At 69.3% G+C, this 22,470-nt stretch carries 21 protein-coding genes and 1 pseudogene; 21 read left to right on the top strand and 1 reads right to left on the bottom strand.

Annotation, left to right across the window (positions count from 1 at the left end; all coding sequences use genetic code 11):
- Positions 1-371: 371 nt before the first annotated feature.
- Positions 372-660 (top strand): annotated as a pseudogene (locus ACIBZJ_RS42135) (transposase); the annotation flags it as partial.
- A 134-nt stretch (positions 661-794) separates the two neighbouring features.
- The gene (locus tag ACIBZJ_RS42140) at positions 795-2,015 is read left to right on the top strand and encodes a cytochrome P450 (protein WP_395939234.1); all 1,221 of its coding nucleotides are present in this window, start codon (positions 795-797) and stop codon (positions 2,013-2,015) included.
- Here the strand turns inward: ACIBZJ_RS42140 and ACIBZJ_RS42145 are convergent.
- Complete coding sequence (locus ACIBZJ_RS42145; RefSeq protein ID WP_395939235.1) at positions 2,012-2,833, bottom strand: IclR family transcriptional regulator C-terminal domain-containing protein; 822 nt, start codon at positions 2,831-2,833, stop codon at positions 2,012-2,014. The genes ACIBZJ_RS42140 and ACIBZJ_RS42145 overlap by 4 nt on opposite strands.
- A 200-nt stretch (positions 2,834-3,033) precedes the next feature.
- On the opposite strand from ACIBZJ_RS42145, the gene ACIBZJ_RS42150 reads away from it, so the two are divergent.
- From ACIBZJ_RS42150 to ACIBZJ_RS42240, 19 genes are all read left to right on the top strand, one after another.
- Positions 3,034-4,620, top strand: coding sequence for an ATP-binding cassette domain-containing protein (locus ACIBZJ_RS42150; protein ID WP_395939236.1), 1,587 nt, complete (start codon positions 3,034-3,036; stop codon positions 4,618-4,620).
- Positions 4,617-5,507 (top strand): branched-chain amino acid ABC transporter permease, encoded by an 891-nt coding sequence (locus ACIBZJ_RS42155; protein WP_395939237.1) that lies wholly within the window; start codon positions 4,617-4,619, stop codon positions 5,505-5,507. Before ACIBZJ_RS42150 ends, ACIBZJ_RS42155 begins: the two co-directional genes overlap by 4 nt.
- A complete protein-coding gene (locus tag ACIBZJ_RS42160; protein ID WP_395939238.1) occupies positions 5,507-6,631 on the top strand; it encodes a branched-chain amino acid ABC transporter permease in 1,125 nt (374 codons plus the stop codon). The genes ACIBZJ_RS42155 and ACIBZJ_RS42160 overlap by 1 nt, the downstream gene beginning before the upstream one ends.
- Before the next feature lie 102 nt (positions 6,632-6,733).
- A complete protein-coding gene (locus tag ACIBZJ_RS42165; RefSeq protein ID WP_395939239.1) occupies positions 6,734-7,975 on the top strand; it encodes an ABC transporter substrate-binding protein in 1,242 nt (413 codons plus the stop codon).
- A 132-nt stretch (positions 7,976-8,107) separates the two neighbouring features.
- On the top strand, positions 8,108-9,430 hold the full coding sequence (locus ACIBZJ_RS42170) for a Rieske 2Fe-2S domain-containing protein (RefSeq protein ID WP_395939240.1): 1,323 nt from the start codon (positions 8,108-8,110) through the stop codon (positions 9,428-9,430).
- A 17-nt stretch (positions 9,431-9,447) separates the two neighbouring features.
- Positions 9,448-9,642, top strand: a complete 195-nt coding sequence (locus tag ACIBZJ_RS42175) for a ferredoxin (RefSeq protein ID WP_395939241.1) — start codon at positions 9,448-9,450, stop codon at positions 9,640-9,642.
- On the top strand, positions 9,642-9,968 hold the full coding sequence (locus tag ACIBZJ_RS42180) for a hypothetical protein (protein ID WP_395939242.1): 327 nt from the start codon (positions 9,642-9,644) through the stop codon (positions 9,966-9,968). The genes ACIBZJ_RS42175 and ACIBZJ_RS42180 overlap by 1 nt, the downstream gene beginning before the upstream one ends.
- Before the next feature lie 2 nt (positions 9,969-9,970).
- Positions 9,971-11,134, top strand: a complete 1,164-nt coding sequence (locus tag ACIBZJ_RS42185; protein WP_395939274.1) for a thiolase family protein — start codon at positions 9,971-9,973, stop codon at positions 11,132-11,134.
- A 5-nt stretch (positions 11,135-11,139) separates the two neighbouring features.
- Positions 11,140-12,324, top strand: a complete 1,185-nt coding sequence (locus ACIBZJ_RS42190) for a CaiB/BaiF CoA transferase family protein (protein WP_395939243.1) — start codon at positions 11,140-11,142, stop codon at positions 12,322-12,324.
- Positions 12,321-13,487: a CaiB/BaiF CoA transferase family protein gene (locus tag ACIBZJ_RS42195; protein WP_395939244.1), complete on the top strand. Its 1,167-nt coding sequence runs from the start codon at positions 12,321-12,323 to the stop codon at positions 13,485-13,487. Before ACIBZJ_RS42190 ends, ACIBZJ_RS42195 begins: the two co-directional genes overlap by 4 nt.
- The gene (locus tag ACIBZJ_RS42200; RefSeq protein ID WP_395939245.1) at positions 13,484-14,662 is read left to right on the top strand and encodes a cytochrome P450; all 1,179 of its coding nucleotides are present in this window, start codon (positions 13,484-13,486) and stop codon (positions 14,660-14,662) included. The genes ACIBZJ_RS42195 and ACIBZJ_RS42200 overlap by 4 nt, the downstream gene beginning before the upstream one ends.
- Complete coding sequence (locus ACIBZJ_RS42205) at positions 14,659-15,768, top strand: zinc-binding dehydrogenase (protein ID WP_395939246.1); 1,110 nt, start codon at positions 14,659-14,661, stop codon at positions 15,766-15,768. Before ACIBZJ_RS42200 ends, ACIBZJ_RS42205 begins: the two co-directional genes overlap by 4 nt.
- Positions 15,768-16,922, top strand: coding sequence for an NAD(P)/FAD-dependent oxidoreductase (locus ACIBZJ_RS42210; protein WP_395939247.1), 1,155 nt, complete (start codon positions 15,768-15,770; stop codon positions 16,920-16,922). The genes ACIBZJ_RS42205 and ACIBZJ_RS42210 overlap by 1 nt, the downstream gene beginning before the upstream one ends.
- Complete coding sequence (locus ACIBZJ_RS42215; RefSeq protein ID WP_395939248.1) at positions 16,919-18,124, top strand: cytochrome P450; 1,206 nt, start codon at positions 16,919-16,921, stop codon at positions 18,122-18,124. The genes ACIBZJ_RS42210 and ACIBZJ_RS42215 overlap by 4 nt, the downstream gene beginning before the upstream one ends.
- On the top strand, positions 18,121-18,324 hold the full coding sequence (locus ACIBZJ_RS42220; RefSeq protein ID WP_395939249.1) for a ferredoxin: 204 nt from the start codon (positions 18,121-18,123) through the stop codon (positions 18,322-18,324). Before ACIBZJ_RS42215 ends, ACIBZJ_RS42220 begins: the two co-directional genes overlap by 4 nt.
- Positions 18,321-19,796, top strand: coding sequence for an aldehyde dehydrogenase family protein (locus ACIBZJ_RS42225; RefSeq protein WP_395939250.1), 1,476 nt, complete (start codon positions 18,321-18,323; stop codon positions 19,794-19,796). The genes ACIBZJ_RS42220 and ACIBZJ_RS42225 overlap by 4 nt, the downstream gene beginning before the upstream one ends.
- A 16-nt stretch (positions 19,797-19,812) precedes the next feature.
- Entirely contained in the window at positions 19,813-20,577 is a 765-nt protein-coding gene (locus ACIBZJ_RS42230) for an SDR family NAD(P)-dependent oxidoreductase (protein ID WP_395939251.1), read from the top strand.
- Entirely contained in the window at positions 20,574-22,001 is a 1,428-nt protein-coding gene (locus ACIBZJ_RS42235; RefSeq protein ID WP_395939252.1) for an aldehyde dehydrogenase, read from the top strand. The genes ACIBZJ_RS42230 and ACIBZJ_RS42235 overlap by 4 nt, the downstream gene beginning before the upstream one ends.
- The gene (locus ACIBZJ_RS42240; RefSeq protein ID WP_395939253.1) at positions 21,998-22,411 is read left to right on the top strand and encodes a Zn-ribbon domain-containing OB-fold protein; all 414 of its coding nucleotides are present in this window, start codon (positions 21,998-22,000) and stop codon (positions 22,409-22,411) included. The genes ACIBZJ_RS42235 and ACIBZJ_RS42240 overlap by 4 nt, the downstream gene beginning before the upstream one ends.
- Positions 22,412-22,470: the final 59 nt, after the last annotated feature.

Genomic DNA, 22,470 nt, shown 5'->3' on the forward strand with positions numbered 1-22,470 from the left:
ATGACTCACTTCGGTCGATTCATCATGGCGTAGAGAACCTTGATGATCTTCCGAGCCGGTCATGCCCGTCTTGCTGCCACCAACAGCGGCGCTTCCACTCCAAACAGGACACCACTGCGACTTTGCCGGGGCCCTGCCCCTCGGACACGTCAACCCCCGCAAGCGATGTTTTCGCTGGTGGGGGTTCCGTGCTTCTGAGCTCAAGCGCATTGAGTTCATCCGTTCGCCCGACCGCCCCTCCGGATGGGCCTAGGGCGTGTTTTAGAAGTGGGTCCGCCGGTCTGAGGTCACGGCGTGGCGGTGGCAGATGAGTGACGAGGTCTCCGGTATTTGGTTCTGCGACCAAGCAAGAACTGCATACCGGAGACCTCGTGCCGAGCGTAGCGGTGACGAGGCGGCATGACCTGAGTGATGCGCAGTGGGCTGTCCTGGCTCCGCTTCTGCCTGCGCGTTCGTCGTCGGGTCGTCCGCCGAAGTGGGAGAAACGGCAGCTCATCGATGGGATTCGGTGGCGGATCCGGATCGGTGCTCCGTGGCGTGACGTCCCGGTGGAGTACGCGCCGTGGCAGACGGTCTACGGGTTGTTCCGCTGCTGGCAGCGCGACGGCACGTGGGACCTGATCCTCGCCGCGTTACAGACGGCCGGGGACGCGGCCGACGTCATTCCTTGACGGCTCTCGACGACGCTCGTAACATCCCATGTTCGTATGGCGCACGAGTGGGCGTCTAGTGAACAGGCGGAGGGGCTGATGGCGGAAGACGCAAGAGCCTGCCCGGTGACCGGCTTAGGGTCCATGACGACGGCAGCGAGGCTCAGCCCGTTCGCGGAGGAGTACCTACGGGACCCATACCCGGTCTTCGGCCAGGCAAGGGCCGAGGCCGGTGCGTACTACAGTGACGACCTCGGATACTGGGTGCTCACCCGATACGACGACATCCGGCAGGTCGTCAGGGACACGACTAACTTCTCCGCGGACGCCTCGAACACGGCCCTGCAGCCGTTCAGCCCCGCCGTCATCGAGGAACTCGCCAAGGCCGACTTCCGCCCGGTCCGCGTCCTGGTCGACAACGACCCGCCCGACCACGTCCGCGTCCGGCGCCAGGTCAACAAGGCGTTCAACGTCAAGCGTCTGAAGCTGATGGAAGACCCGATCCGCGAACTGGTGCGACGTCACATCGACCGCTTCGCGGCCGAGGAGAGCGTCGAGTTCGTGTCGGCACTCGCCTGGCCGCTGCCCGCTCTCGTGCTCTTCCACCTCTTCGGGATGCCCGAGTCGTACTTGGACGTCGTGAAGAACGGGTCGGCCGACCGGGTGATCCTCACGACCGGGCGTCCGGACGAGGAGGAATCGCGACGAGCGGCCAAGGGGCTCGCGGAGTTCTACGCACTCTGCCGCCAACTCATCGCGGAGCGACTGGAAACGCCGCGGGACGACTTCCCGAGCGACCTCTTCCGTGCGGGTGCCGGTGAAGAGGCCGCTCTGAGCACGCCCGAGTTGATCCAGGTCATGTACTCGATGCTCTTCGCCGGTCACGAGACGACGACGGCGCATCTCGTCCACCTGATGCGCCGGGTGCTGCTCGAACCGGGCCTGTGGCAGCGGTTGCGGGACGACCGCAGCCTGATCCCGAACGTCGTCGAGGAAGTCCTTCGGCTCGAGCCGCCGGTCATCAACTGGCGGCGGCGTGCGAAGCACGACGTCGAAGTGGCCGGCGTGACGCTCCCGGCCGGGGCGAAGGTCTTGCTGCTCCTCGGCTCCGCCAACCACGACGGCGCGCGGTTCGACGCGGCCGACGAACTGAGGCCGGAACGCGGTGACGCCCGGGCGCACCTGTCGTTCGGGTTCGGTGAGCATCTGTGCCTCGGTGCACCGCTGGCCCGGATGGAGGGCCGGATCGTCCTGGAGGAGATGGTCGGCCGGTTCGCCGCGCCGCGTATACCGGATCAAAAGCTGGAGTTCCTGCCGAGCCTTCTCTTCCGGTCGCCGAAGGCGCTCACGATCTCGTTGGACTAATTGCGCATCTGCAGGATGCGCTCGATCTCGCGGCCGGTGGCCTGGAGTGCGGGTAGGTACTCGCGCTCCAGGGTCGTGATCGACGTGCGGCTCGCGTGCGCGGCGACGCTGATCGCCATCGTCGGCCGGTTCGCCTGTCGGAGCGGGACGGCGATCGCACAGATGCCCGTCTCGATCTCCTGGTCCATCGCGCAGTAGCCCTGCTCCTTGACCATGGCGAGCGTCCGGGCCAGTTCCCCCGGGTCGGTGATCGTCCGCTCGGTCTCCCGGTGCAGTGCGGCGGTCTTGAGGTACTCCTCCAGTTGTGCTTCGGTGAGGTCGGCCAGCAGGACGCGGCCCAGCGCGGTGAGGTAGGCCGGGATGCGCGTCCCGACCCTCAGCGCGAGCGTCATGATCCGGGGAAAGCTGGTCAGCGCGCGCGCGACGAACACGACGTCGTGTCCGTCCAACACGCCGGCCGAGCACGACTCGTGAAGGTTCTCGGCGAGCTCGTGCAGTTCGGCTTGGAGCGTCTGGTCGACCGACATCGTGGAGAGATACGAGTATCCGAGATCAAGGATCGTCGGCCGGAGGCTGTAACGACCGTTGTCGTTGGTGGCGTACCCGTCAGCTTCCAGCGTGTGCAGGAACCGGCGGGCGGTCGCGCGATTCAGTCCGGTCAGACGGGCGACCTCGGCGATCGTCAGCGTCGGCTGGCTCTCGGAGAAGCAGCGGATGACGGCGAGGCCCCGGCCGAACGCAGTGACGTACGGGGACCGGGCTTCGTCCTCGATCGGCGCGGCGTCCGCGGTGCCGGCGATCGGCATTTCCTGGCTCACGGTGTCCCTGGATGTGTCGATTCGGTGCGCCGGATCGAACCGGTGCTCGGACAGGTGCGGCGATCATAGGTCCCGATGTGCCCGTTGACACCTTCGCGACCGCAGCTTAGATTTTCGCACACATGGGCGGTGTGCGAACATCAAGCGTCGAATCTTCCGGCGGCCTCGCCAGCGGATCCAACGTCGCAAGGGAGCGCGTGGTGGCTGAACTAGCAAAACGGGGGTCGGGTGATTCGATCCTGGACGTCCGCAACCTGGGTGTCCGCTACGGATCGATCACCGCGTTACGCGGTGTGGACGTGTCCGTGGGCCAGGGCGAGATCGTTGCCCTGCTCGGTCCCAACGGCGCCGGAAAGAGCTCGTTGGCCCGCGCTGTGACCGGAATGCTGCCGCAGTACGGCGGCGCGCTGAGCACGGGGACGGTCGCCGTCCGCGGTACCGAGGTGCACCGGCACTCACCCGCCGCGATCGTGAAGACCGGCGTCAGTCAAGTCCTCGAAGGTCGTCAGACGGTGATGGAGCTGACGATCGAGGAGAACCTCAAGGTCGGCGGCTACACCCGGCGTGGCGGCGGCTCCGCGGAGGTGCTGGAGCGCGTTCTCGAGCTCTTCCCGGTCCTGCGCAAGCGCTTCCGTGATCGCGCCGGCTACCTGTCCGGCGGCGAGCAGCAGATGCTCGTGATCGGCCGCGCGCTGATGCAGGAGCCCACGGTGCTGGTTCTGGACGAGCCTGGTCTGGGACTGTCGCCGAAGATGGCGGCACACATCTACGACCTGATCCGGCAGATCAATTCCGACGGTGTCGGCGTGCTGCTGATCGAGCAGAACGCGAACGCGGCTCTGGAGGTCAGCGACTACGCCTACCTGCTCGACTCAGGCCGGGTCGAGCTTGAGGGGACCGCCGCTGACGTCGCCGCCGACGACCACGTCAAGGACTCCTACCTCGGCCTCGGCGAGGGAGCGGGCTCCTACCGGCGGGTACTGAATTTGCCGGAACCGACGGATTCCGAGAGCCCCGACCGGCTGGTCGTCGAGAACCTCGGCCTGAAGATCGGCGGGATCAAGGCGATCTCGGATGTCTCGTTCTCGGTGCGCGACGGCGAGTTCTTCGCGGTGATCGGGCCCAACGGCGCCGGAAAGACGTCACTGCTCAACTCGTTGAGCGGCTTCTACCGTCCGCAGCAAGGCTCGATCACGTTCGACGGGACCCCGCTGCTGGGCAAGTCACCGGCCCAGATCGCCCGGCTTGGCACCGCGCGGACGTTCCAGAACATCGCACTCTTCAACAAGCTGCCGGTGATCGACAACGTGATGGTCGGGCGCGAGCGCTTCCGCCGGGCCGGTGCTCTCTCCGGAGCGCTGTGGATCGGCCGTTCCCGGCGGGAGGAACTCGAGTCCCGCCGGATCTGCAGCGAGCTGATCGACCTGATGGGGCTGTCGAAAGTCCGCGACCAAGCCGTCGGCGAGCTGTCGTACGGGCAGCGCAAGCGCGTCGAGCTGGCCCGGGCGTTGTCCTCGGAGCCGCGCCTGCTCCTGCTGGACGAGCCGGTGGCCGGGATGAACTTCGACGAGACCGCCGAGCTGGCGTCCTATGTGCTCCGGGCGCGCGAGCAGATGAACTTCACGGTGCTCCTGGTCGAGCACGACCTGCACCTGATCATGGACGTCGCCGATCGGGTGCTCGTCCTCGACTTCGGTCAGGCTCTCGCGCTCGGTACCCCGGCCGAGGTGCGGGCCGACCCGGCCGTGGTCGCCGCCTACCTGGGAACGGTCGAGGTGGCAGCATGACCGACGTCGTGCAGACCGGGCTGTCCGGGCTCGCGCTCGGGTCGCTCTACGGGCTGATCGCCCTGGGGTTCGTGATCGCGTACAAGGCCACCCGCGTCATCAACCTGACCCAGGGTGGTGCTGCGCTGCTCGGCGCGTACCTGACGTACTGGCTGCACGTTCAGGCGGGGTTGAACTACGTGCTCGCCGTCCTGCTCGCGGTCGCACTGTGCGCCGGGCTCTCCGCCGTGATCGAGCGCTGGCTGATCGAGCCGGTGCTGGACCGCGACATGCACGCCTCGCTGATGGTGACGATGGGTGGGCTGATCGTTTTCCAGGCGATCGTGGCCGGTCTCTGGGGGAGCGATCAGCTCAACCCGGACGACCCCTGGAAGCTCGACAAGGTGACGCTCGGGGGAGTGTCGATCACGACCAGGGATCTCTGGGTGATCATCCTGGCCGCGGTCGCGGTGATCCTGTTCTTCTTGTTCTTCCGGTTCACGCTGGTCGGTACCGCGATGCGGGCCACTGCGTTCCATCGGGTCGCGGCGTCCGCGCAGGGCATCGACTCGAAGCGGATCGGGATGCTGGCCTGGGCGATCGCCGGTGGTCTGGGCGGCCTGGCCGGAATCCTGCTCGGCACGACCGTGGGCGGCGGGCTCCAGCCCGGAATTGCCAACGCCGCGCTGGTGGCGCTCTCGGCAATCATCGTCGGTGGCCTCGACTCGCCCGGCGGCGCCGTGCTCGGCGGCATCATCATCGGGCTCGCGCAGCAGTACGCGGCCAGCTACGCGCCGGCCTTTCTCGGGCAGGACGTCTCGACAGTTCTTCCGTACGTCGTGATGGTCGCCATCCTCGTCTTCCTTCCCACCGGCCTGCGCGGTACGGCCGAGATCCGGAGAATCTGATGACCGTTCTTCAGGATCGCGCCGGGGTACCCGAAGTCCGTACCGCCGACCTGGCCAAGGAGATCCGTCTCGTCCGCAGCTGGCCGCAGGCGACCGGGCTGGTGCTCTTCCTGGTCGCCGCGGTTCTGGTGCCGCTCAGCGTCGCCAGTGCGTTCTGGTCATCGCTGATCGTGCTCTCGGCGATCGCCGGGATCGGTGGGATCGGGCTCAACCTCTCGATGGGCTACGCCGGTCAGCTCTCGCTCGGCCACTCGGCGTTCCTGGCGGTCGGCGCATACACCGCCGCGGTGACCGGCGGCAACGGATGGCCGCTCTACCTGTGGCTGCCGGCAGTCGCGGTCGTCACCGGACTGCTCGGCTGCTTCGTCGGACTGTTCACGTTGCGGTTGCGCGGCCCGTACCTGGCCATCGTTTCGCTCGGCTTGGTGTTCTTCGCGATCTACCTGTTCAACAACTGGGAGTCGGTCAGCGGCGGCGTCAACGGGCTGTCGTTCGACCTCCCGAGTTCGCTCGGTCCGCTCGACTTCACCGGGCTCTCGGTGGGTGGCGTGTACTTCGGGCGGGAGCAGAGCTTCGGGGTCCTGTGCTGGCTGCTCGTCGGCCTGGCCCTGCTGCTCTCCCGGAATATCGTCCGCAGTGGGTTCGGCCGGGCCATGCTTGCGGTTCGCGAGCAGGACATCGCCGCCGAGGTGCTCGGCGTCCGGCCGTTCCGGACGAAGGTCGTCGCGCTCGGGATCGGGAGCGCGTTCGGCGGCGTCGCCGGTGCCTTGCTGGCCAACGAACTCCAGTACGTCCTGCCGGCCGGGTTCGACCTGAACATGTCCATCCAGTACGTGGCGATCATCGTGCTGGGCGGTATGGGCACCACGTTCGGACCGGTGATCGGGGCGGCATTCGTCACCGCCGTGCCCCAGCTGATCAACATCTACGCCGCCCACATCCCGTTCGTGAAGGACGCGAACGAACCCGGCTTCGGCCTGACCAAGGACAATGCCGGGCTGGTCATCTACGGCGTGCTGATCATCGTCACGCTGCTCGCCGAGCCGGAGGGTCTCTCCGGCCTCGGGCACCGGCTCGTCCGGGTCACCCGGCGGCTGGTGCCTGCTCGAAGCAAACCTGCCTAACCCCCTCCCGTTCCCCTATCCCGGCGGTTCCCCGGCCCCGGGCCGGTGCTGCCTGCCCGGATTCCCTTCAGAAAGGGAAGTACAACGATGTACAGACACAGATTGACCGGCCTCGCGGTCGTCGCGGCAGCCGCGCTGCTGGCGGCCGGATGCGCCGGCACCAGCAACCCGAAGTCCGCCGCCAAGGCCGACACGCCGGGCTACGACGCCGCGACCAAGACGTTCACGGTCACCGCCATCCTCCCGCTGAGTGGCCAGCTGGCACCCGCCGGCACCGCGATCTCGGCGGGCGAGGAGATCTACTTCCAGGCGCTCAACGCCAAGGGCGGCATCGACGGAAAGTACAAGGTCACGTACCGGGGCGAAGATTCGCAATACAACCCGCAAACCGCGATCCCGCTGTACAACCGGGTCAAGGGCGAGAGCGTCCTGATCTCGGGCTTGCTCGGCACCTCGATCCTCAACTCGCTCAAGCCGCAGTTCGCGACCGACACGATGACGGTGGTCGCCGACTCGAGCAGCGGTCTGCTGCAGCACGAGCCGAACCTGCTGCCGTACGGGTCGTCGACGCAGACGAACATGATCAACCTGGCCTCCTACGCGGCGACGAAGCTGGGCCACCAGGGCGACGTGTTCTGCTCGGTGACCCAGGCCGACGACCTCGGTAAGGAGAACCGTGAGGGCGTCCAATTCGCGGTCAAGGCACTCGGCCTGAAGTTCGGCGTGGACACCCCGGTGCAGACCACCGACACCAACTTCACGCCGCAGGTCCAGCAGCTGAAGAAGGCCGGCTGCCAGGTCGTCATGCTCGGTGCCACGACCAGCCAGGTCCCCGGTCTGGTCTCGGCCGCGGTACAGCTCGACTACCAGGCCCAATGGATGGGTCAGAGCAACGTCTACGTGCCCCAGTTCGCGACGTCACCGATCGCGCCGTACCTGCAGAAGAACCTGCTGACCTCTTTGATCGGGGTGGACTGGGCCAATACCGCGCCCGGCATGGCGGCTCTACGGGCGGCGTACGACCAGTACGGCAAGGCCGCGGGGGCCAAGCAGAGCTCTTTCACACAGCTCGGCTATGCCCACGGCATGCTTGTCGAGGCCGTGCTGAAGAAGGCGATCGCGAACGACGACTTCAGCCGCGAGGGCATCCTCAAGGCTAGCCAGCAGATCGGTGACCTCGACTACGGCGGCATTCTGCCCACGTACGGCTACACCGAGCCGGCGAAGCGCACGGCGCCGTTCGTCACGTCGATCTTCAAGGTCGACCCGAGCAAGCCGATGGGTCTCGCGCCGGTGGCCGTCGACTACGAGAGCCCTGAGGCTTCGAAGTTCACCGCGGAGTGATTTCGCGGGTGTCGGGCGCGTTGCCCGGCACCCGCACCCGCCCGGTTTCACCCTTGACGTGGCTCGACGCCCGTCCTAACGTCGTTCATATAGCGCCCATGTGGTCGCTCTGCGAACATCTGGAGGTCTGGCTTGATCACCGTCGAAGAGACCGAGGAGCTGACCAAGGTCGGACCGGGTACGCCGACCGGTGAGTACCTGCGTCAGTTCTGGCTGCCGTTCCTGGGCTCGGACGCCATCGAGGCCGGCGGCCAGCCGTTCCCGGTCCGGCTGATGAGCGAGAACCTCGTCGCATTCCGTCGCGAGGACGGTCAGATCGGCCTGGTCGACGTCGCGTGTGCCCACCGCCGGGCGCCGCTCCTGTACGCCCGCAACGAGGGCTGCGGACTGCGTTGCGTCTACCACGGCTGGCAGTACGACATCGACGGCCAGTGCACGGACATGCCGGCCGAGCCCGCGACCAGCCGCTTCAAGAAGCACATCAAGATCAAGGCCTACCCGTGCCGGGAGCGCAACGGCGTCGTCTGGACGTTCCTGGGCCAGGGCGAGCCGCCGGAGCTGCCCGAGGTCGAGTGGAACCTGCTGCCGCCGGACCGAGTCCACGTCTCGTTCCGGGTGCAGGAGACGGACTGGCTGAGCTCCTACGAGGGCGAGATCGACTCCGCCCACGCCCCGATCCTGCACGGCCGCCTCGACTCGACCAGTAAGCGGTCGCGCACGACGATGGCCCGCTCCGGCCGCCCGGTTTTCGACGTCATGCAACAGGCCTTCGGGGCCAGCATCGGCGCCCGCCGCACGGTCCCCGACACCGACGAGCTCTACTGGCGGGTCAACCAGTTCGTGATGCCGTTCTACACGCTGGTTCCGCCCAAGAGCGAGGAGTGGGCCGAGCTCACCGGTCACGCCTGGGTGCCGATCGACGATCACCACACGCTCGCGGTCGGATTCACCTACCTGCCCGACCGGCCGTTGAAGGATCGCATGGCCGACGTGTTCACGAACGGCTTCAAGGGCCGCGAGACCGGTCACCCGAGCGTGAACGCGTACGACCCGGACGTGCCGCAAAACGTGCCGTACTGGAAGTACGTCACCAAGTACCGCCACGACACGAACTACCGGTTCGACTACGGCCTGCAGCAGACCACCTACTTTTCCGGGCTGCCCGGCCTCTGGGTCCAGGACGTCGCCTCGCAGAACGGCGCCCAGCACGCCTCGCGGAGCCAGGAACACCTCACCTCAAGCGACGCCGGGATCGTGATCGTCCGCCAGGTGCTGCGCGACTGCGTGGCCGCCTACGCGGCGAGCGGTGAGTTGCCCGCCGCGGGCACCGACCCGTCGTCGTACCGGGTGCGCGCGGTGGCCGGGCTGCTGAAGTCCGACGAGGCCTGGGTCGAGGCCCTGAGCGAGTTCATGTTCAAGCCGGTGGGCGACTCGCTCGGCTACCGCGTTCCGTGAGTCGGAAGGACCAACTGGTGAAGATCGCTGCCGACCGCTCGCTCTGCAAAGGGCACGGGCAATGCGAGCTGTTCGCTTCCGACTACTTCGAGATCGACGATGACGCGCTGGTCGTCCTGCTGAAGGACCAGGTGGCGTCAGGTGACGAGAGCGCGGTACAGGAAGCGGTCACGCACTGCCCTGAGCTTGCGCTCCGGCTTGAGCAGGTCTGATGAAGGTCGGCGAGTACCTACGAGTGCCGTACCTGGTGACCGCCCAGTCGGTGGAGCGGCCGGACGGCTCCTGGGCGCGTCACGTCGAGCACCCGGAGCTGCCGGACTGCACCGCCGAGGCCGAGTCGATCGTCGATGCGCTCACCCAGCTCGAGACGAAGCGGATCGAGACCGTGGTTTCGCTGCTCAAGTCCGGGCGGACGCCGCCGATGCGTCCGTACCTGCTCGGTGACGTGCAGGCGCGGCAGCGGGTGCGGCGGGCCGGGCTGGCCGAGAAGATCGAGCCGCTGTGGGACACCGACGCCTCGTCGATGCGGGTCGGGTGAGCATGGGCACCGGAGCAGCCTTCATCGGAGTGGGCTATTCGGCGGTCGACCGCCGGACCGACCGCAGCCTGCTGTCGTACGCGCACGAGGCGTCCCTGGACGCACTGCGTGCGGCCGGGATCGCGCCGGACGCGGTCGACGGGTACGTGGGGATCGGGTCGAACCCGAACCCGTCGGCGGCCGTCGGGGACGGCGCGGATCACGTGTCGGCGTACCTGCTGGTCGACAGCCTCGGGCTGGGGCCGCTGGGCTGGGTCAGCGACGTCTCCGGGTTCGCGGTGAACATGGCCGCGACCGCGGCCGCGGCGATCCGGGCCGGATCGTGTTCGGTGGTGCTGGGGGTCCGCGCGGTCTCCGCCGGGTCGGTCGCGGGGAGGACACGCCCCGGCGGGCCGTCCTCCGCGCGGCCGGGTGCCGACGAGTCGGCGGCTGAGTCGGCCGGCCGGGCCGGGTTCGCGGCCGGCGAGGACCAATGGACGCGGCCGTTCGGGGCCGGGCCCCCTGGCACCCGGTTCGCCCTGCGGATGCGCCAGTACCTGGAGCGCTCCGGTGCGACCCGTAGTGAGGTCTTCCAGGTTGTGCGTGCGGCCCGCGCGCACGCTGCCAACAACCCGGTCGCCTATTTCCGGAACACCGACGTCATGCTGGACGAATACCTCGACGCGCCGATGGTCGCCGACCCGCTGAGCCGGCTCGACTGCGACCTCCCGGTGACCGGGGCGGGGGCCTTCGTGCTGGTCTCGGATTCCCTGGCCCGGGATCGCCCGGCCGCCTACCTGCGCGCCCACACGAACTGGACGAACGCCGACACCATCCTCGACCGGGCCGGTCTGATCTCCACCGACATCGACGTCTGCCAGCTCTACGACGGCTACTCGTTCATGGTCTACGAGTGGCTGGAACGCCTCGGCTGGTGTGACGAGAACACCGCGTGGAAATTCGTCGCCGACGGACACACCCGTCCCGGCGGTGACCTGCCGGTGAACACGTTCGGCGGCGCGCTCGGCGAGGGCCGTCTGCACGGGATGGGTCATCTCCGCGAAGGCATCGTCCAGGTGATGGGCGTCGCCGGCGCTCGGCAGGTGGACGACGTCGAACACTGCCTGGTGCAGATCGGACCCTTCGACCGGTCGGCGCTCGCGGTGCTGAGCAGAGAGGGGCAGTGAGCCGCATGGGCGCCCTGGAAGGTTGCCGGGTCCTGGAGTTGAGCCATCTCGCTGCCGCCGTTGCGGGCAAGACGCTGGCCGACCTGGGCGCGGACGTGGTGAAGATCGAGCCGCGCGGCGGTGAGGACGCCCGCCGGGCCGAGCCCACCGACGCCGACGGGCGCGGTCTCGAGTTCCTCGCGTTCAACGGAAACAAGCGCAGCGTCACGCTCGACCTCGGATCGGAGGCCGGACGAGAGATCTTCGCCCGGCTCGCCCGCACCGCCGACATCGTCCTCACCGACTGGGAACGGATCTCCGACCCGGCCGAGGCCGACGCGTTGCGCCTGCTGGCGACCGACGCGAACCCGGCGCTGGTGTGGTGCGAGATCTGGCCGTACGGGCGGGGCGAGTACGAGGCCACGCACGCCACCGAGTTCACACTGCAGGCGCAGGGCGGGCACCTCTACCTCAACGGCGAGATCGACCGCCCCCCGGTGCGGATCAGCGCGCCGGTGGCGTCCGCGCAAAGCGGCGCCGAAGCGGCTGGCGCGGCGCTGATGGCCTACTACCACGCGCTGCGCACCGGCCAGGGCCAGCGGGTCGACGTCTCGGTGCAGGCCTGCGTCGTCTGGACGCTGCTCAACACGACCATGACCTGGCAGTGCCTGGGCATCGACGAGGTCCGTGGCGGCTCGGTGAAGCGGGAACGGGGAAACCCGTTCTACACCCGGCTGGTCTGGCCGTGCCGGGACGGGTTCATCCAGTTCGGCCCGGTCGGCGGCGGCGGCGGCAAGGTCCGCGAGGCGTCCTACTCGACGCTGGTCGAGTGGATGCGTGAGGAGGGCTTCTACCGGCCGATCCTGGACGCGCACGACTGGAACGGCCCGGCCCGGTTCGCCGTCCCGCAGGAGGCCTACGACGAGGTCACCGAGGCGATCGGGGCGTTCGTCCGGTCCCGGACGCTGTCCGAGCTGATCGAACGCGGGATGAAGCGCCGGATCCTGCTCGCGCCCATCTACTCCGTCCCGCAGTTGCTGGAAGCCGAGCAGCTGGTGGCCCGGGGGTACTTCCGGGAGATCGACGGGGTGCGGTACCCGGGGCCGTTCGCACGGCTGTCCCGGACGCCGCTGCGCGAACCCGGCCCGGTGCCGGAGGCCGGGGCGGACACGCGGGACGTCCTGGCCAGGCAAGCGGCGGAGGCGGTATGAGCGGCATCTTCGACGGCCTCCACGTCCTGGACTTCACCTGGGCTGCGGCCGGCCCGATCCTCACCAAGCAGTTCTCCGACAACGGTGCCGACGTCGTCAAGATCGAGTCGCGCAGCCATCCGGACAGCGTCCGGCTCGGCGGGCCGTTCTTCGAGGCGAAGCCGGGCATCAACCGCAGCGGCTTCTTCGCCGACTTCAACAGCTCGAAGAAGAGCGTCGCGATCGACCTGGGCAGCACCGAGGGGCGCGACCTGGTGCGCCGGATGGTGACCTGGGCCGACGTCGTCGCCGACAACTTCCGGCCCGGCGTCCTGGAGCGCTGGGGTCTGGGCCACGACCTGCTGGCGGAGCTCAACCCGCGGGCGATCCTGCTCAGCTCCTCGCTGTACGGCGAGGACGGGCCGTGCGCGTCGCTCGCCGGGTTCGGCGCGCAGGGCGCGGCTTCGGCCGGCATCCACGGGCTGACCGGCTGGCCGGATCTGCCGCCTGCCCTGCCCAAGGGTGCCTACACCGACTCGGTGTCGCCGCGGTACTCGATGGCCGCGGTCACCGCCGCGCTGATCCACCGCGAGCGCACCGGCCTCGGCCAGCGGATCGAACTTTCCCAGGTGGAGACGACCGTCGGCATCCTGGCCGGTCAGTTGCTGGAGTGGCAGCTCACCGGGCGGGAACCGCGGCGCTCGGGCAATCGCCAGCCGGGGCGCCGGCTGCACGCCGTGCTGCCCTGCGCGGGCGAGGACAACTGGATCGCGGTCGAGGTCCGGACCGACGCCGAGTGGCGCAGCCTCTGCGAGGCGCTGAACCTGGACGAGGCGCCGGAGGACGCCGAGCAGGCCGTCGCCGCGGTCACCGCGGGCCTTGACCGGTTCGCGCTGATGGACCGGCTGCAGGCCGCCGGGGTGCCGTCGGGTGTCGTACTCCGGGGATCCGACCTTCTCGCCGACCCGCGACTGCGGGCGCGCGGGCATTTCTGGGCGCTGCCGCACGCGGAGATGGGAACGCTCGACTACAACGGCCCGGCCTATCGCTTCGAGCGGACGCCGTCCGAGCTCACGAGCGCGGCCCCGCTGCTCGGCGAGCACACCGACGAGGTCATGCGGGACGTGCTCGGGCTGGACGACACGGAGATCACCCGGCTGCGAGAGGCAGGGGTACTGCAGTGACGAACATCTGGCCGGAGCCCCGCTTCGACTACCGCGACCCGGACATCCGCAACAACGAGGACGAGTACCTGGCCCGCCAGCGGGACGTCTGCCCGGTCATCCGCAGCGAGGACTTCGGCGGCTTCTGGGCGCTGACGAAGTTCGCGGACATCGCCGAGGCGGCCAACGACCACGAGCGGTTCACCACCACGGTCGGCCCGACGATCCCGCCCTACGGCCGGCCCTACGGCTCCAAGCCGCTGACGTCCGACCCGCCGGAGCACGGTGTCTACCGCAAGTTGCTCCAGCCGTTCTTCAGCCCGGCCGCGACGGCGGCGATGGAGCCGTTGGTGCGGACGATCGTCCGGGAGCGGATCGCCGAATTTGTCGGCCAGGGCAAGGGCGACCTGATGGCCGAGCTCGGGGAACCGGTTCCGGCCCAGGTGATGGCCGTGCTGCTGGGCCTCGACCGGTCGCGTTCGCAGCAGATCTCGCTGATGAACAAGAAGACCCAGCGCTCCTCGGTCGGCGAGGACCTCCGCAGCGCCGAGGAGGTGCAGGCCGAGATCCTGCGGTTCCTCACCGAGGAGATCGAGTCGCGCCGGGCCGGGCCCAGGGACGACCTGCTCAGCACGATCGTCCACAGCGAGGTCGACGGGGAGCCGGTCACCGACGAGATCCGCTACGGCATGGCGACGATGCTGATCGTCGCCGGCACCGACACGACCGTGAGCGGCATCGTCAACACGCTGTTCCACGTCTCGCGGTACGGGCCTGATTTCCGGCAGGCGCTGCTCGACGACCCGGAGAAGCTCGACCTCTTCGTCAATGAGGCACTGCGGTTCGACGCGCCGGTCTTCGGGCTGGCCCGATCCGTCGTCGGCGACGTCTGCCTGCGCGACGTCGAGATGAAGGACGGCGACCGGGTCCTGCTGCTCTGGGGCTCCGGCAACCACGACGCCGAGCGATTCGACGACCCGGACACGTTCGACCCGGACCGGCGTCCGGCCGCGAACCTGACGTTCGGCTGGGGCAGGCACCGCTGCCTCGGCGACAAGCTGGCCAAGTTGGAGATCCGGGTGGTCGTGGAGGAGGTCCTCGCGGCGATGCCCGAGTTCCGTCGTGTCACCGACGACCCGCCGCCGCTGCGGATGGATCTCGAACACGGTCCGAGTGCTTTGGAGGTGGTCTGGTGAGCACGCTGAGCGCGCGCGCCCTGGTCCTGGAGGAGCCCGGAACCGCGCCGGTGCTGGCCGAGATCGAGGTACTGGACCCCGGGACGGGCGAGGTCCGGGTGAAGGTGGCCGCCTCCGGGGTGTGCGGTACCGACGGCCACGCGATCGAGGGCACTCACCCGCTGCCGTACCGGCCGGTCGTCCTCGGCCACGAGGGCGCCGGGGTGGTGGAGAGCGTCGGTGAGGGCGTGACCGGGCTGAAGCCGGGCGACCACGTCGTCTGCGCCCTCGCGGTGCCCTGCGGAACCTGCCGGCAGTGCCGGCGCGGCCTCTCCGAGCACTGCAACAGCCCGGCCCGGCGGAAGGCGATGTCGGGGGTCCGGGCCGACGGCTCGACCCGGCTGCGCTACCGCGGCGAGCCCGCCTACCCGTTCTTCGGCGTCGGCACGCTGGCCGAATACACGACGCTCCGGCAGGAGCAGGCGATCCGGATCGACGAGTCGCTGCCGCTGGACGAGTTCAGCCTGGCCGGATGCGGTGTGGTGACCGGGTACGGTGCCGTGCTGAACATCGCCGGAGTCCAGCCGGGTGACACGGTCGTGGTCGTCGGGGCCGGTGGCGTCGGCGTGAACGTCGTCCAGGCCGCGCGGGCCGCGGGGGCGACGACCGTGGTGGCCGTGGACGGCCTTCCGGCCAAGCTCGACCTGGCCCGGAAGTTCGGCGCCACCCACGTCATCGACGCGTCCGCGGACGTCGCCGCCGAGTTGGCGGCCATCGAGCCGGACGGCGCCGACGTGGTGTTCGAGGTGGTCGGTAAGCCCGAACTGCTGGCGATGTGCCTCGGGCTGACCCGGGTCGGCGGCGCGTGCGTCATGGTCGGCATCCCGCCGATGGGGTCGCAGCTGAGCTTCGACGCGTTCACGCTGAGCGCCAACCGTCGGGTGCTGGGCTGCCGGGGCGGCGCGGTCGTGCCGGCCCGGGACATCGACCGGCTGGTAGCGCTCTACCGGGGCGGGAACCTCAACCTGGCTGACCTGATCGGGCAACGCATCGAGCTCGACGACGTGTTCGGGGCGCTCGACTCGCTCGGGCGCAGCGCGTTCGCCCGCAGCGTGGTGGTGTTCTGATGGTGCTCATCGTCGGCGGGTCACTCGCCGGCCTGCACACCGCCGAGGCGATCCGGGCCCAGGGCTACACCGGCCCGATCACGGTGCTGGACGCCGACGACGAGCCCCACTTCGACCGGCCCCCGATGTCCAAGGACTACCTGCACGGCACGATGCCGATCGAGCGGCTCCGCCTGCGTGAGCAGGCGCGCCTGGACGCGCTGGACGTCGACTGGCGGCTGGGGCAGCGGGCGACCGCGCTCGACGTCGACCGGCGCGTAGTGACCACCGGCTCGGATCTGGAGTACGACGAACTGGTCATCGCCACCGGCGTCGCGCCGATCGTCCCGGCCGCACTCGCGACACCACGCGCCCACGTACTGCGGACGAAGGCCGACGCCGACCGGCTGCGACGGGGGCTCCGTCCGGACGGATCACTTGTCGTGATCGGCGGTGGGTTCATCGGGCTCGAAGTGGCCGCCGCGTTCCGCAAGGCCGGGGCGGCGGTGGACGTCGTCGAGGCGCTGGACGCCCCGCTGCGGCGCCAGCTCGGCCCGGCGATCGGGGGCGCGCTGCAGCGGCTGCACGAGCGCAACGGCGTCCGCTTCCACCTCGGACGCCAGGCCGTGGCGGCCGACGCCCGCACGGTCACCCTCGACGACGGCACCGTGCTCGAATCCGAGACCCTGCTGGTAGCGGTCGGCTCCCGGCCCGGCACCGCCTGGTTGTCGAGCGCCGGCCTCGATCTCGCCGCCGGCCTCAACGCCGACGGACACCTCCGGGTCGCGCCGCACGTGCACGCCGTCGGGGACGTCGTCCGCTGGTCGCACCCGCTGGCCGGTCGCCCGGTCCGGGTCGAGCACTGGACGACCGCGATCGAGCAAGCCAAGTACGTCGCGGCCCGGATCACCGGGCGAGCCGACGACGCCCCGTTCCAAGCCCTGCCCTACTTCTGGACCGACCAGTACGACCGCAAGATCCAGGCCCACGGCTTCCCCACCGAGGACGCCGAGATCGAGCTGCTCGACGGCGACCTCGACAGCGGCAAGTTCGCCGCGCTCCACGTCGTCGAGGGCCGGGCCAGGGCGGTCGTCGGCATGAACAACCCGAAACAGATCCTGGCCGGTCGGCGGCGCGTCGTCGCCGACCTGGCTCTCCAGGAGGCACGCCCATGAAGACCTATCCGATGCAGCGCGAGAAGACCTGCCCGTTCGCGCCCCCGCCCGAGTACCAGGAACTCCGCGACACCGAGCCGATCTCCCGGGTCCGGCTCTACGACGGCCGTAAGGCCTGGCTGTTCACCCGGTACGAGGACATCCGCGCGGTGCTCGCCCACCCGGCGGTCAGTGCCGAGACGCTCAACCCGGACTTCCCGTTCCTCACGCCCGGCGACAAGATCTCCAAGCAGGCGCAGTCGTTCCAGCGCTGGGACGACCCGCGGCACGCGACCCGGCGTCGCATGCTGATGCCGTTCTTCACGATCAAACGGATCCGCGCGATGCGCCCGCGCATCCGGGAGATGATCGACGACATCTACGCCCGGATGCTCGCGATCGGGCCGCCGCTGGACCTGGTCGAACACCTGGCCCTGGCGCTGCCGTCGAGCGTCGCGTGCGACCTGCTCGGCGTCGACTACGAAACCCACGAGTTCTTCGAGTCGCGCTTCGCCGTCCGGCTCGACCGGCGCTCCACCGCCGAGCAGGTGCAGGCCGCGAACACCGAGGTCCGGGCGTTCGTGGACGACGTGGTGCGGTCGAAGTACGGCGCGAACAAGCCGGACCTCATCGGCCAGTTCGTCACGCAGCACGTGGAGACCGGTGAGGTGTCGCACGAGGATGCGGTCACCGACGCGGTGCTGCTCCTGCTCGCCGGCCACGAGACCACCGCGAACATGATCGCGCTGGGCACGCTGGCGCTGCTGGAGCACCCCGATCAGCTGGCCCTGATCCGCAAAGACCCCACGACGGTGCCGAACGCGGTCGAGGAACTGCTTCGGTTCTTGACGATCTCGCAGTCGATGGGCGTGCGGATCGCCGCCGACGACTTCGAGATCGCGGGGCAGCCGATCGCGGCCGGTGACGGCCTGATCCTCCCGGTCGCGGCCGGGAACTGGGACGACTCGGTGTTCAGCCACCCCGAGCAGTTCGACGTGACCCGCGAAGCACGCGGCCACATCACGTTCGGGTTCGGACCGCACGTGTGCCTCGGGCAGCCGCTGGCCCGTCTGGAGCTCGAAGAGGTCTTCTCCACACTCTTCGACCGGTTCCCCGGCCTGCGGGTGGACCTGCCGCCGGACGAGGTCCCGTTCAAATTCGACGCGGTCTTCTACGGCCTGCACCGGCTCCCGATCGTCTGGGACGAGAAGGAATCAGCATGAAACTCACCGTCGACGAGGGAAAGTGCGTCGCTGCCGGTCTTTGCGTGATGACCGATGACGTGGTCTTCGACCAGGACGAGGCCACCGGCATCGTCACCCTGCTCACCGACGAACCGGCCCCGGCGAACCGCGAATCCGCGCGGGAAGCGGCCCGGATCTGCCCGGCCGTCGCGATCACGATCCACGAGGACGCACAGTGACCGTCACGCCAGAAATCGACGTCGACATCCGCGCAAACATCGCGCTGCCCCCCACCGACCTGCTGATCGGCGGCGAATGGCAGCCGGCCGCCGCAGGGGAGCGGTTCGACGTCATCGACCCGGTGACCGAGCGCGTGATCGCACAGGTCGCCCGAGGCCGCGAAGCCGACGTCGAGCGAGCGGTCGCGGCCGCGCGCGCGGCCGTCGACGGGGGAGCATGGTCGAAGCTCTCCGGCGTCGAGCGCGGCAAGTTGCTGTTCAAACTGGCTGACCTGATGGAGCGCGATTTCCGGCCGATGACGCTGGTCGAGACCCTCGACATCGGCCAGCCGCTGAAAAACCCGGCCGGCGCGATCGCCGCCCTGCGCTACTACGCCGGATGGGCCGACAAGATCGACGGGCGGCACGTCTCACTCCCGGACGCCAACGGCCGCCCGACCCACACCTACGTGCGACGCGAGCCGATCGGCGTCGTCGCGGCGATCACCCCGTGGAACTCGCCGCTGATGACCGGCGCCTGGAAGATCGCGCCCGCGCTGGCCGCCGGCTGCTCGGTCGTGATCAAGCCGCCGGAGGACGCCCCACTGTCCACCCTCTACCTCGGCGCGCTTGCCCTGGAGGCGGGCTTCCCGGCCGGGGCGATCAACATAGTCCCCGGGTTCGGGCTCGAGGCCGGAGCCCCGCTCGTCGCCGCGCGAGGCGTCGACAAGGTGACGTTCACCGGTAGTACGGCCGTCGGCAGGCAGATCGGCGCGACCGCGACCGCGGCGCTCAAGGCGGTGACGCTGGAGCTCGGCGGGAAGTCGCCGCAGGTGGTGTTCGCCGACGCCGACATCGACCGGCACATCCCGATGATGGCCCGGCAGTTCTATCTCAACTCCGGCCAGGTCTGCGCGGCCGGATCGCGCCTGCTGGTGCAGCGATCGGCTCTCGATCGGGTGCTCGAAGGCGTCGCGGCCCAGCTGAAAAAGGTCCGGGTCGGTGACCCGTTCGACCCGCGGACCCAGATCGGTTCGCTGATCAGCCGCAAGCAGTTCGAGCGGGTCTCCGACTACATCGAGCAGGGCCGGTCCCAGGCCGAGCTCGTCACCGGCGGCAACCGCATCGGCGACTCCGGCTTCTTCGTCGAACCGACGCTGTTCACCGGCACCAACGACATCGTGATCGCGCAGGAGGAGATCTTCGGCCCGGTCGGCCTGGCGGTGCCGTTCGACACCTACGACGAGGCCATCCGGCTCGCCAACGACACCCCGTACGGGCTGGCGTCAGTCGTCTACACCAGCGACATCAGCACGGCGCACCGCGCGGCGGCCGACATCAAGGCCGGCATGGTCCGGGTCAACGGCGGGGCCTCGGTGCCCGCCCTCCAGGTGCCGTTCGGCGGCATGAAGGCCAGCGGCGTCGGCCGCGAGCTCAGCTACTCGGGCATCGAAGCCTGCACGGTCGAGAAGACCGTCAGCTTCGAGCTCTGAACCGAAGGGAACACTGATGTTCGACGATCTATCCGGCAAGGTTGGCTTGGTCACCGGCGCGAGCCGGGGCATCGGCCTCGCCTACGCCACCGCGCTGGCCGAGGCGGGTATGAAGGTCGTGCTCTCCGACGTCCTCGACGAGGACGGCGAGAAGGCTGCGGCCGAGCTGCGCGGCCAGGGTCACGACGTGCAGTACCACCGTGGCGACGTGACCGACGAGGAGTCGGTCCGGGCGCTGGCCGCTTACACCGCGGAGACCTACGGCGGCATCGATCTGCTGGTCAACAACGCCGGCATCTGGGGCGACCTCGAGTTCGCCTCGGTGTTCGACATCTCGTCCGAGCGCTGGGACAAGTCCTTCGCGGTCAACGTCAAGGGCGTCTTCCAGATGTCGGTCGCGGCCGCCCGCCACATGGAGGGGCGTCCGGGCGCGGCGATCATCAACCAGGCGTCGACCGCGCCCTACATCGCGACCCCGCGCACGGCCGACTACAGCGCAGGCAAGGCAGCGGTGATCACGCTGACCAAAACCCTGGCCAAGAGCTTCGGCGACCTCGGCATCCGGGTGAACGCGCTCGCACCCGGCGGCATCGCGACCGAGGCGTCGCTGAACAAGTCGGTGGACCTGTTCGCCGACGCGGCGGTCGCCCAGCAGTGCGTCAAGCGGGCGGGCCAGACCTCCGACCTGATCGGCCCGCTGATGTTCCTGGCCAGCGAGGCTTCCGGCTACATGTCCGGCCAGACCCTGGTCGTCGACGGCGGAAAGACGATGACCGCGTGAATCACGACCGGCTCTACGTCGGTGGCCGGTGGGTCGCGCCCACGTCCGGCGAGACGATCGTGGTGGTCTCGCCGTCCACCGAGGAAGTCATCGGCACGGTCGCGGCCCCGTCGATCGCCGACGCCGGTGCGGCGGTCGCCGCGGCCCGGGCCTCGTTCGAGGCCGGGACCTGGCGGCGCACCCCGGTCGCCGAGCGGATCGCCGCGCTGCGCCGGCTGGCCGACGCCTACGAGGCCCGCGTCCCCGAGATCGGCGACCTGCTGACCTCGGAGATGGGAGCGATCAGCCGGTGGACGCAGTTCGTCCACGCCGGCGGATCGGTGGCGCTGATCCGGGCGGTGTGCGACGACGCCGAGCAGTACCCGTGGGAGGAGCCGCGGCTCGGCGGATCCGCGACGATCCTCCGCGAGCCGGGCGGCGTCGTGGTGGCGATCCCGCCGTGGAACGTGCCGCAGTCGACGCTCCTGTCCAAGCTCGTCCCGGCGCTGCTGGCCGGCTGCTCGGTGGTCGTCAAACCCTCGCCGGAGACGCCGCTGGACGGGCTGGTGCTGGCCGAGCTGATCGACGGGAGCGGGCTGCCCGAGGGCGTGGTCAGCATCCTTCCCGGTGGGCGCGAGATCGGCGAGGCGCTGGTCGCGAACCCCGAGGTCGACCACGTGGCGTTCACCGGGTCGACCGCGGCCGGGCGCAGCATCGCTGCGGTCTGCGGGCGGGACCTGAAGCGCGTCACGCTGGAGCTGGGCGGGAAGTCGGCGGCGATCGTGCTGGACGACGCCGACCTCGACGTCGTCACGGCTGGGCTCAAGGCGACGGCGTTCAACATCAGTGGCCAGGCCTGCATCGCCCAGACCCGGGTGCTGGCACCGCGGAGCCGGTACAACGAGATCGTGGACGCGCTGGCCACGATGGTCGACGGCCTGCGGGTCGGTGACCCGTTCGATCCGGCGACCGACCTCGGTCCGCTGGTCAGTTCGGTGCACCGGGACCGCGTCCGGGATTACGTGAAGACCGGGGTCGCCGAGGGCGCCCGTGCGGTGGTCGGCGGGGTCGATGCGCCGACCGGCACCGACCGCGGGTGGTTCCTGTCGCCGACGCTCTTCGCCGACGTCGACAACAAGATGCGCATCGCGCAGGAGGAGATCTTCGGCCCGGTCCTGTCGGTGATCCCCTACGACACCGATGCGGACGCCGTGGCGGCGGCGAACGACTCCGACTACGGCCTGGCCGGAACCGTCTGGACGACCGACCCGGCGCGGGCCGACGCGGTGGTCCGGGAGGTTCGCACCGGCATGATCGGCGTCAACGCGTTCCGGCCGCACTTCTCGATGCCGTTCGGCGGCGTCAAGGCGTCCGGGATCGGACGCGAATTCGGCCGCGAGGGGTTGGACGCGTTCGTCGAGCCGAAGGCGTACTACCACGGATGAGTGCCCCCGTGCCGACCGCGGAGACCCGTCCCTTCTGGGACGGTCTGAAGGCTCGTGAGCTGCGCGTGCGCTGGTGTTCGGCGTGCGGGCGGCTCGAGCATCCACGGGCGCTGCTCTGCCCGCGCTGCCTGAACCCGCTGGACTGGCGGCCGGTGTCCGGGCGCGGCCGGGTCACGTCCTGGACGGTGGTCCGGCGCTCGTTCGTCCCCGGTTTCGCGCCGCCCTATGTGGTAGGTGCGGTCGGGCTGGACGAGCAGCCGGACCTGGTCCTGGACACCACGTTCGACATCGGCGCTGACGCGCTGAGCACTGGGCTGCCGGTCGAGGTCGTTTTCCACGACGACCGACGGGGCTTCAGCCGATACGCGTTCACGGCCGTTGACAGCGGTCGAAATCCACTCCTAACCTGAGCGCACAACGACCACATGTTCGCCAAGAGAACTTCGCTAACCATCAGGATGGGGGGAGA

The organism is Cryptosporangium sp. NPDC051539, assembly GCF_044454545.1.
In the GTDB taxonomy this organism is placed as follows: domain Bacteria; phylum Actinomycetota; class Actinomycetes; order Mycobacteriales; family Cryptosporangiaceae; genus Cryptosporangium.

Bases quoted from the DNA above. Each gene is read 5' to 3' on its own strand.
- ACIBZJ_RS42140 (WP_395939234.1), top strand. From the start codon at position 795: ATGACGACGGCAGCGAGGCTCAGCCCGTTCGCGGAGGAGTACCTACGG.
- ACIBZJ_RS42155 (WP_395939237.1), top strand. From the start codon at position 4,617: ATGACCGACGTCGTGCAGACCGGGCTGTCCGGGCTCGCGCTCGGGTCG.
- ACIBZJ_RS42160 (WP_395939238.1), top strand. From the start codon at position 5,507: ATGACCGTTCTTCAGGATCGCGCCGGGGTACCCGAAGTCCGTACCGCC.
- ACIBZJ_RS42180 (WP_395939242.1), top strand. From the start codon at position 9,642: ATGAAGGTCGGCGAGTACCTACGAGTGCCGTACCTGGTGACCGCCCAG.
- ACIBZJ_RS42185 (WP_395939274.1), top strand. From the start codon at position 9,971: ATGGGCACCGGAGCAGCCTTCATCGGAGTGGGCTATTCGGCGGTCGAC.
- ACIBZJ_RS42190 (WP_395939243.1), top strand. From the start codon at position 11,140: ATGGGCGCCCTGGAAGGTTGCCGGGTCCTGGAGTTGAGCCATCTCGCT.
- ACIBZJ_RS42195 (WP_395939244.1), top strand. From the start codon at position 12,321: ATGAGCGGCATCTTCGACGGCCTCCACGTCCTGGACTTCACCTGGGCT.
- ACIBZJ_RS42210 (WP_395939247.1), top strand. From the start codon at position 15,768: ATGGTGCTCATCGTCGGCGGGTCACTCGCCGGCCTGCACACCGCCGAG.
- ACIBZJ_RS42215 (WP_395939248.1), top strand. From the start codon at position 16,919: ATGAAGACCTATCCGATGCAGCGCGAGAAGACCTGCCCGTTCGCGCCC.
- ACIBZJ_RS42220 (WP_395939249.1), top strand. From the start codon at position 18,121: ATGAAACTCACCGTCGACGAGGGAAAGTGCGTCGCTGCCGGTCTTTGC.
- ACIBZJ_RS42230 (WP_395939251.1), top strand. From the start codon at position 19,813: ATGTTCGACGATCTATCCGGCAAGGTTGGCTTGGTCACCGGCGCGAGC.
- ACIBZJ_RS42240 (WP_395939253.1), top strand. From the start codon at position 21,998: ATGAGTGCCCCCGTGCCGACCGCGGAGACCCGTCCCTTCTGGGACGGT.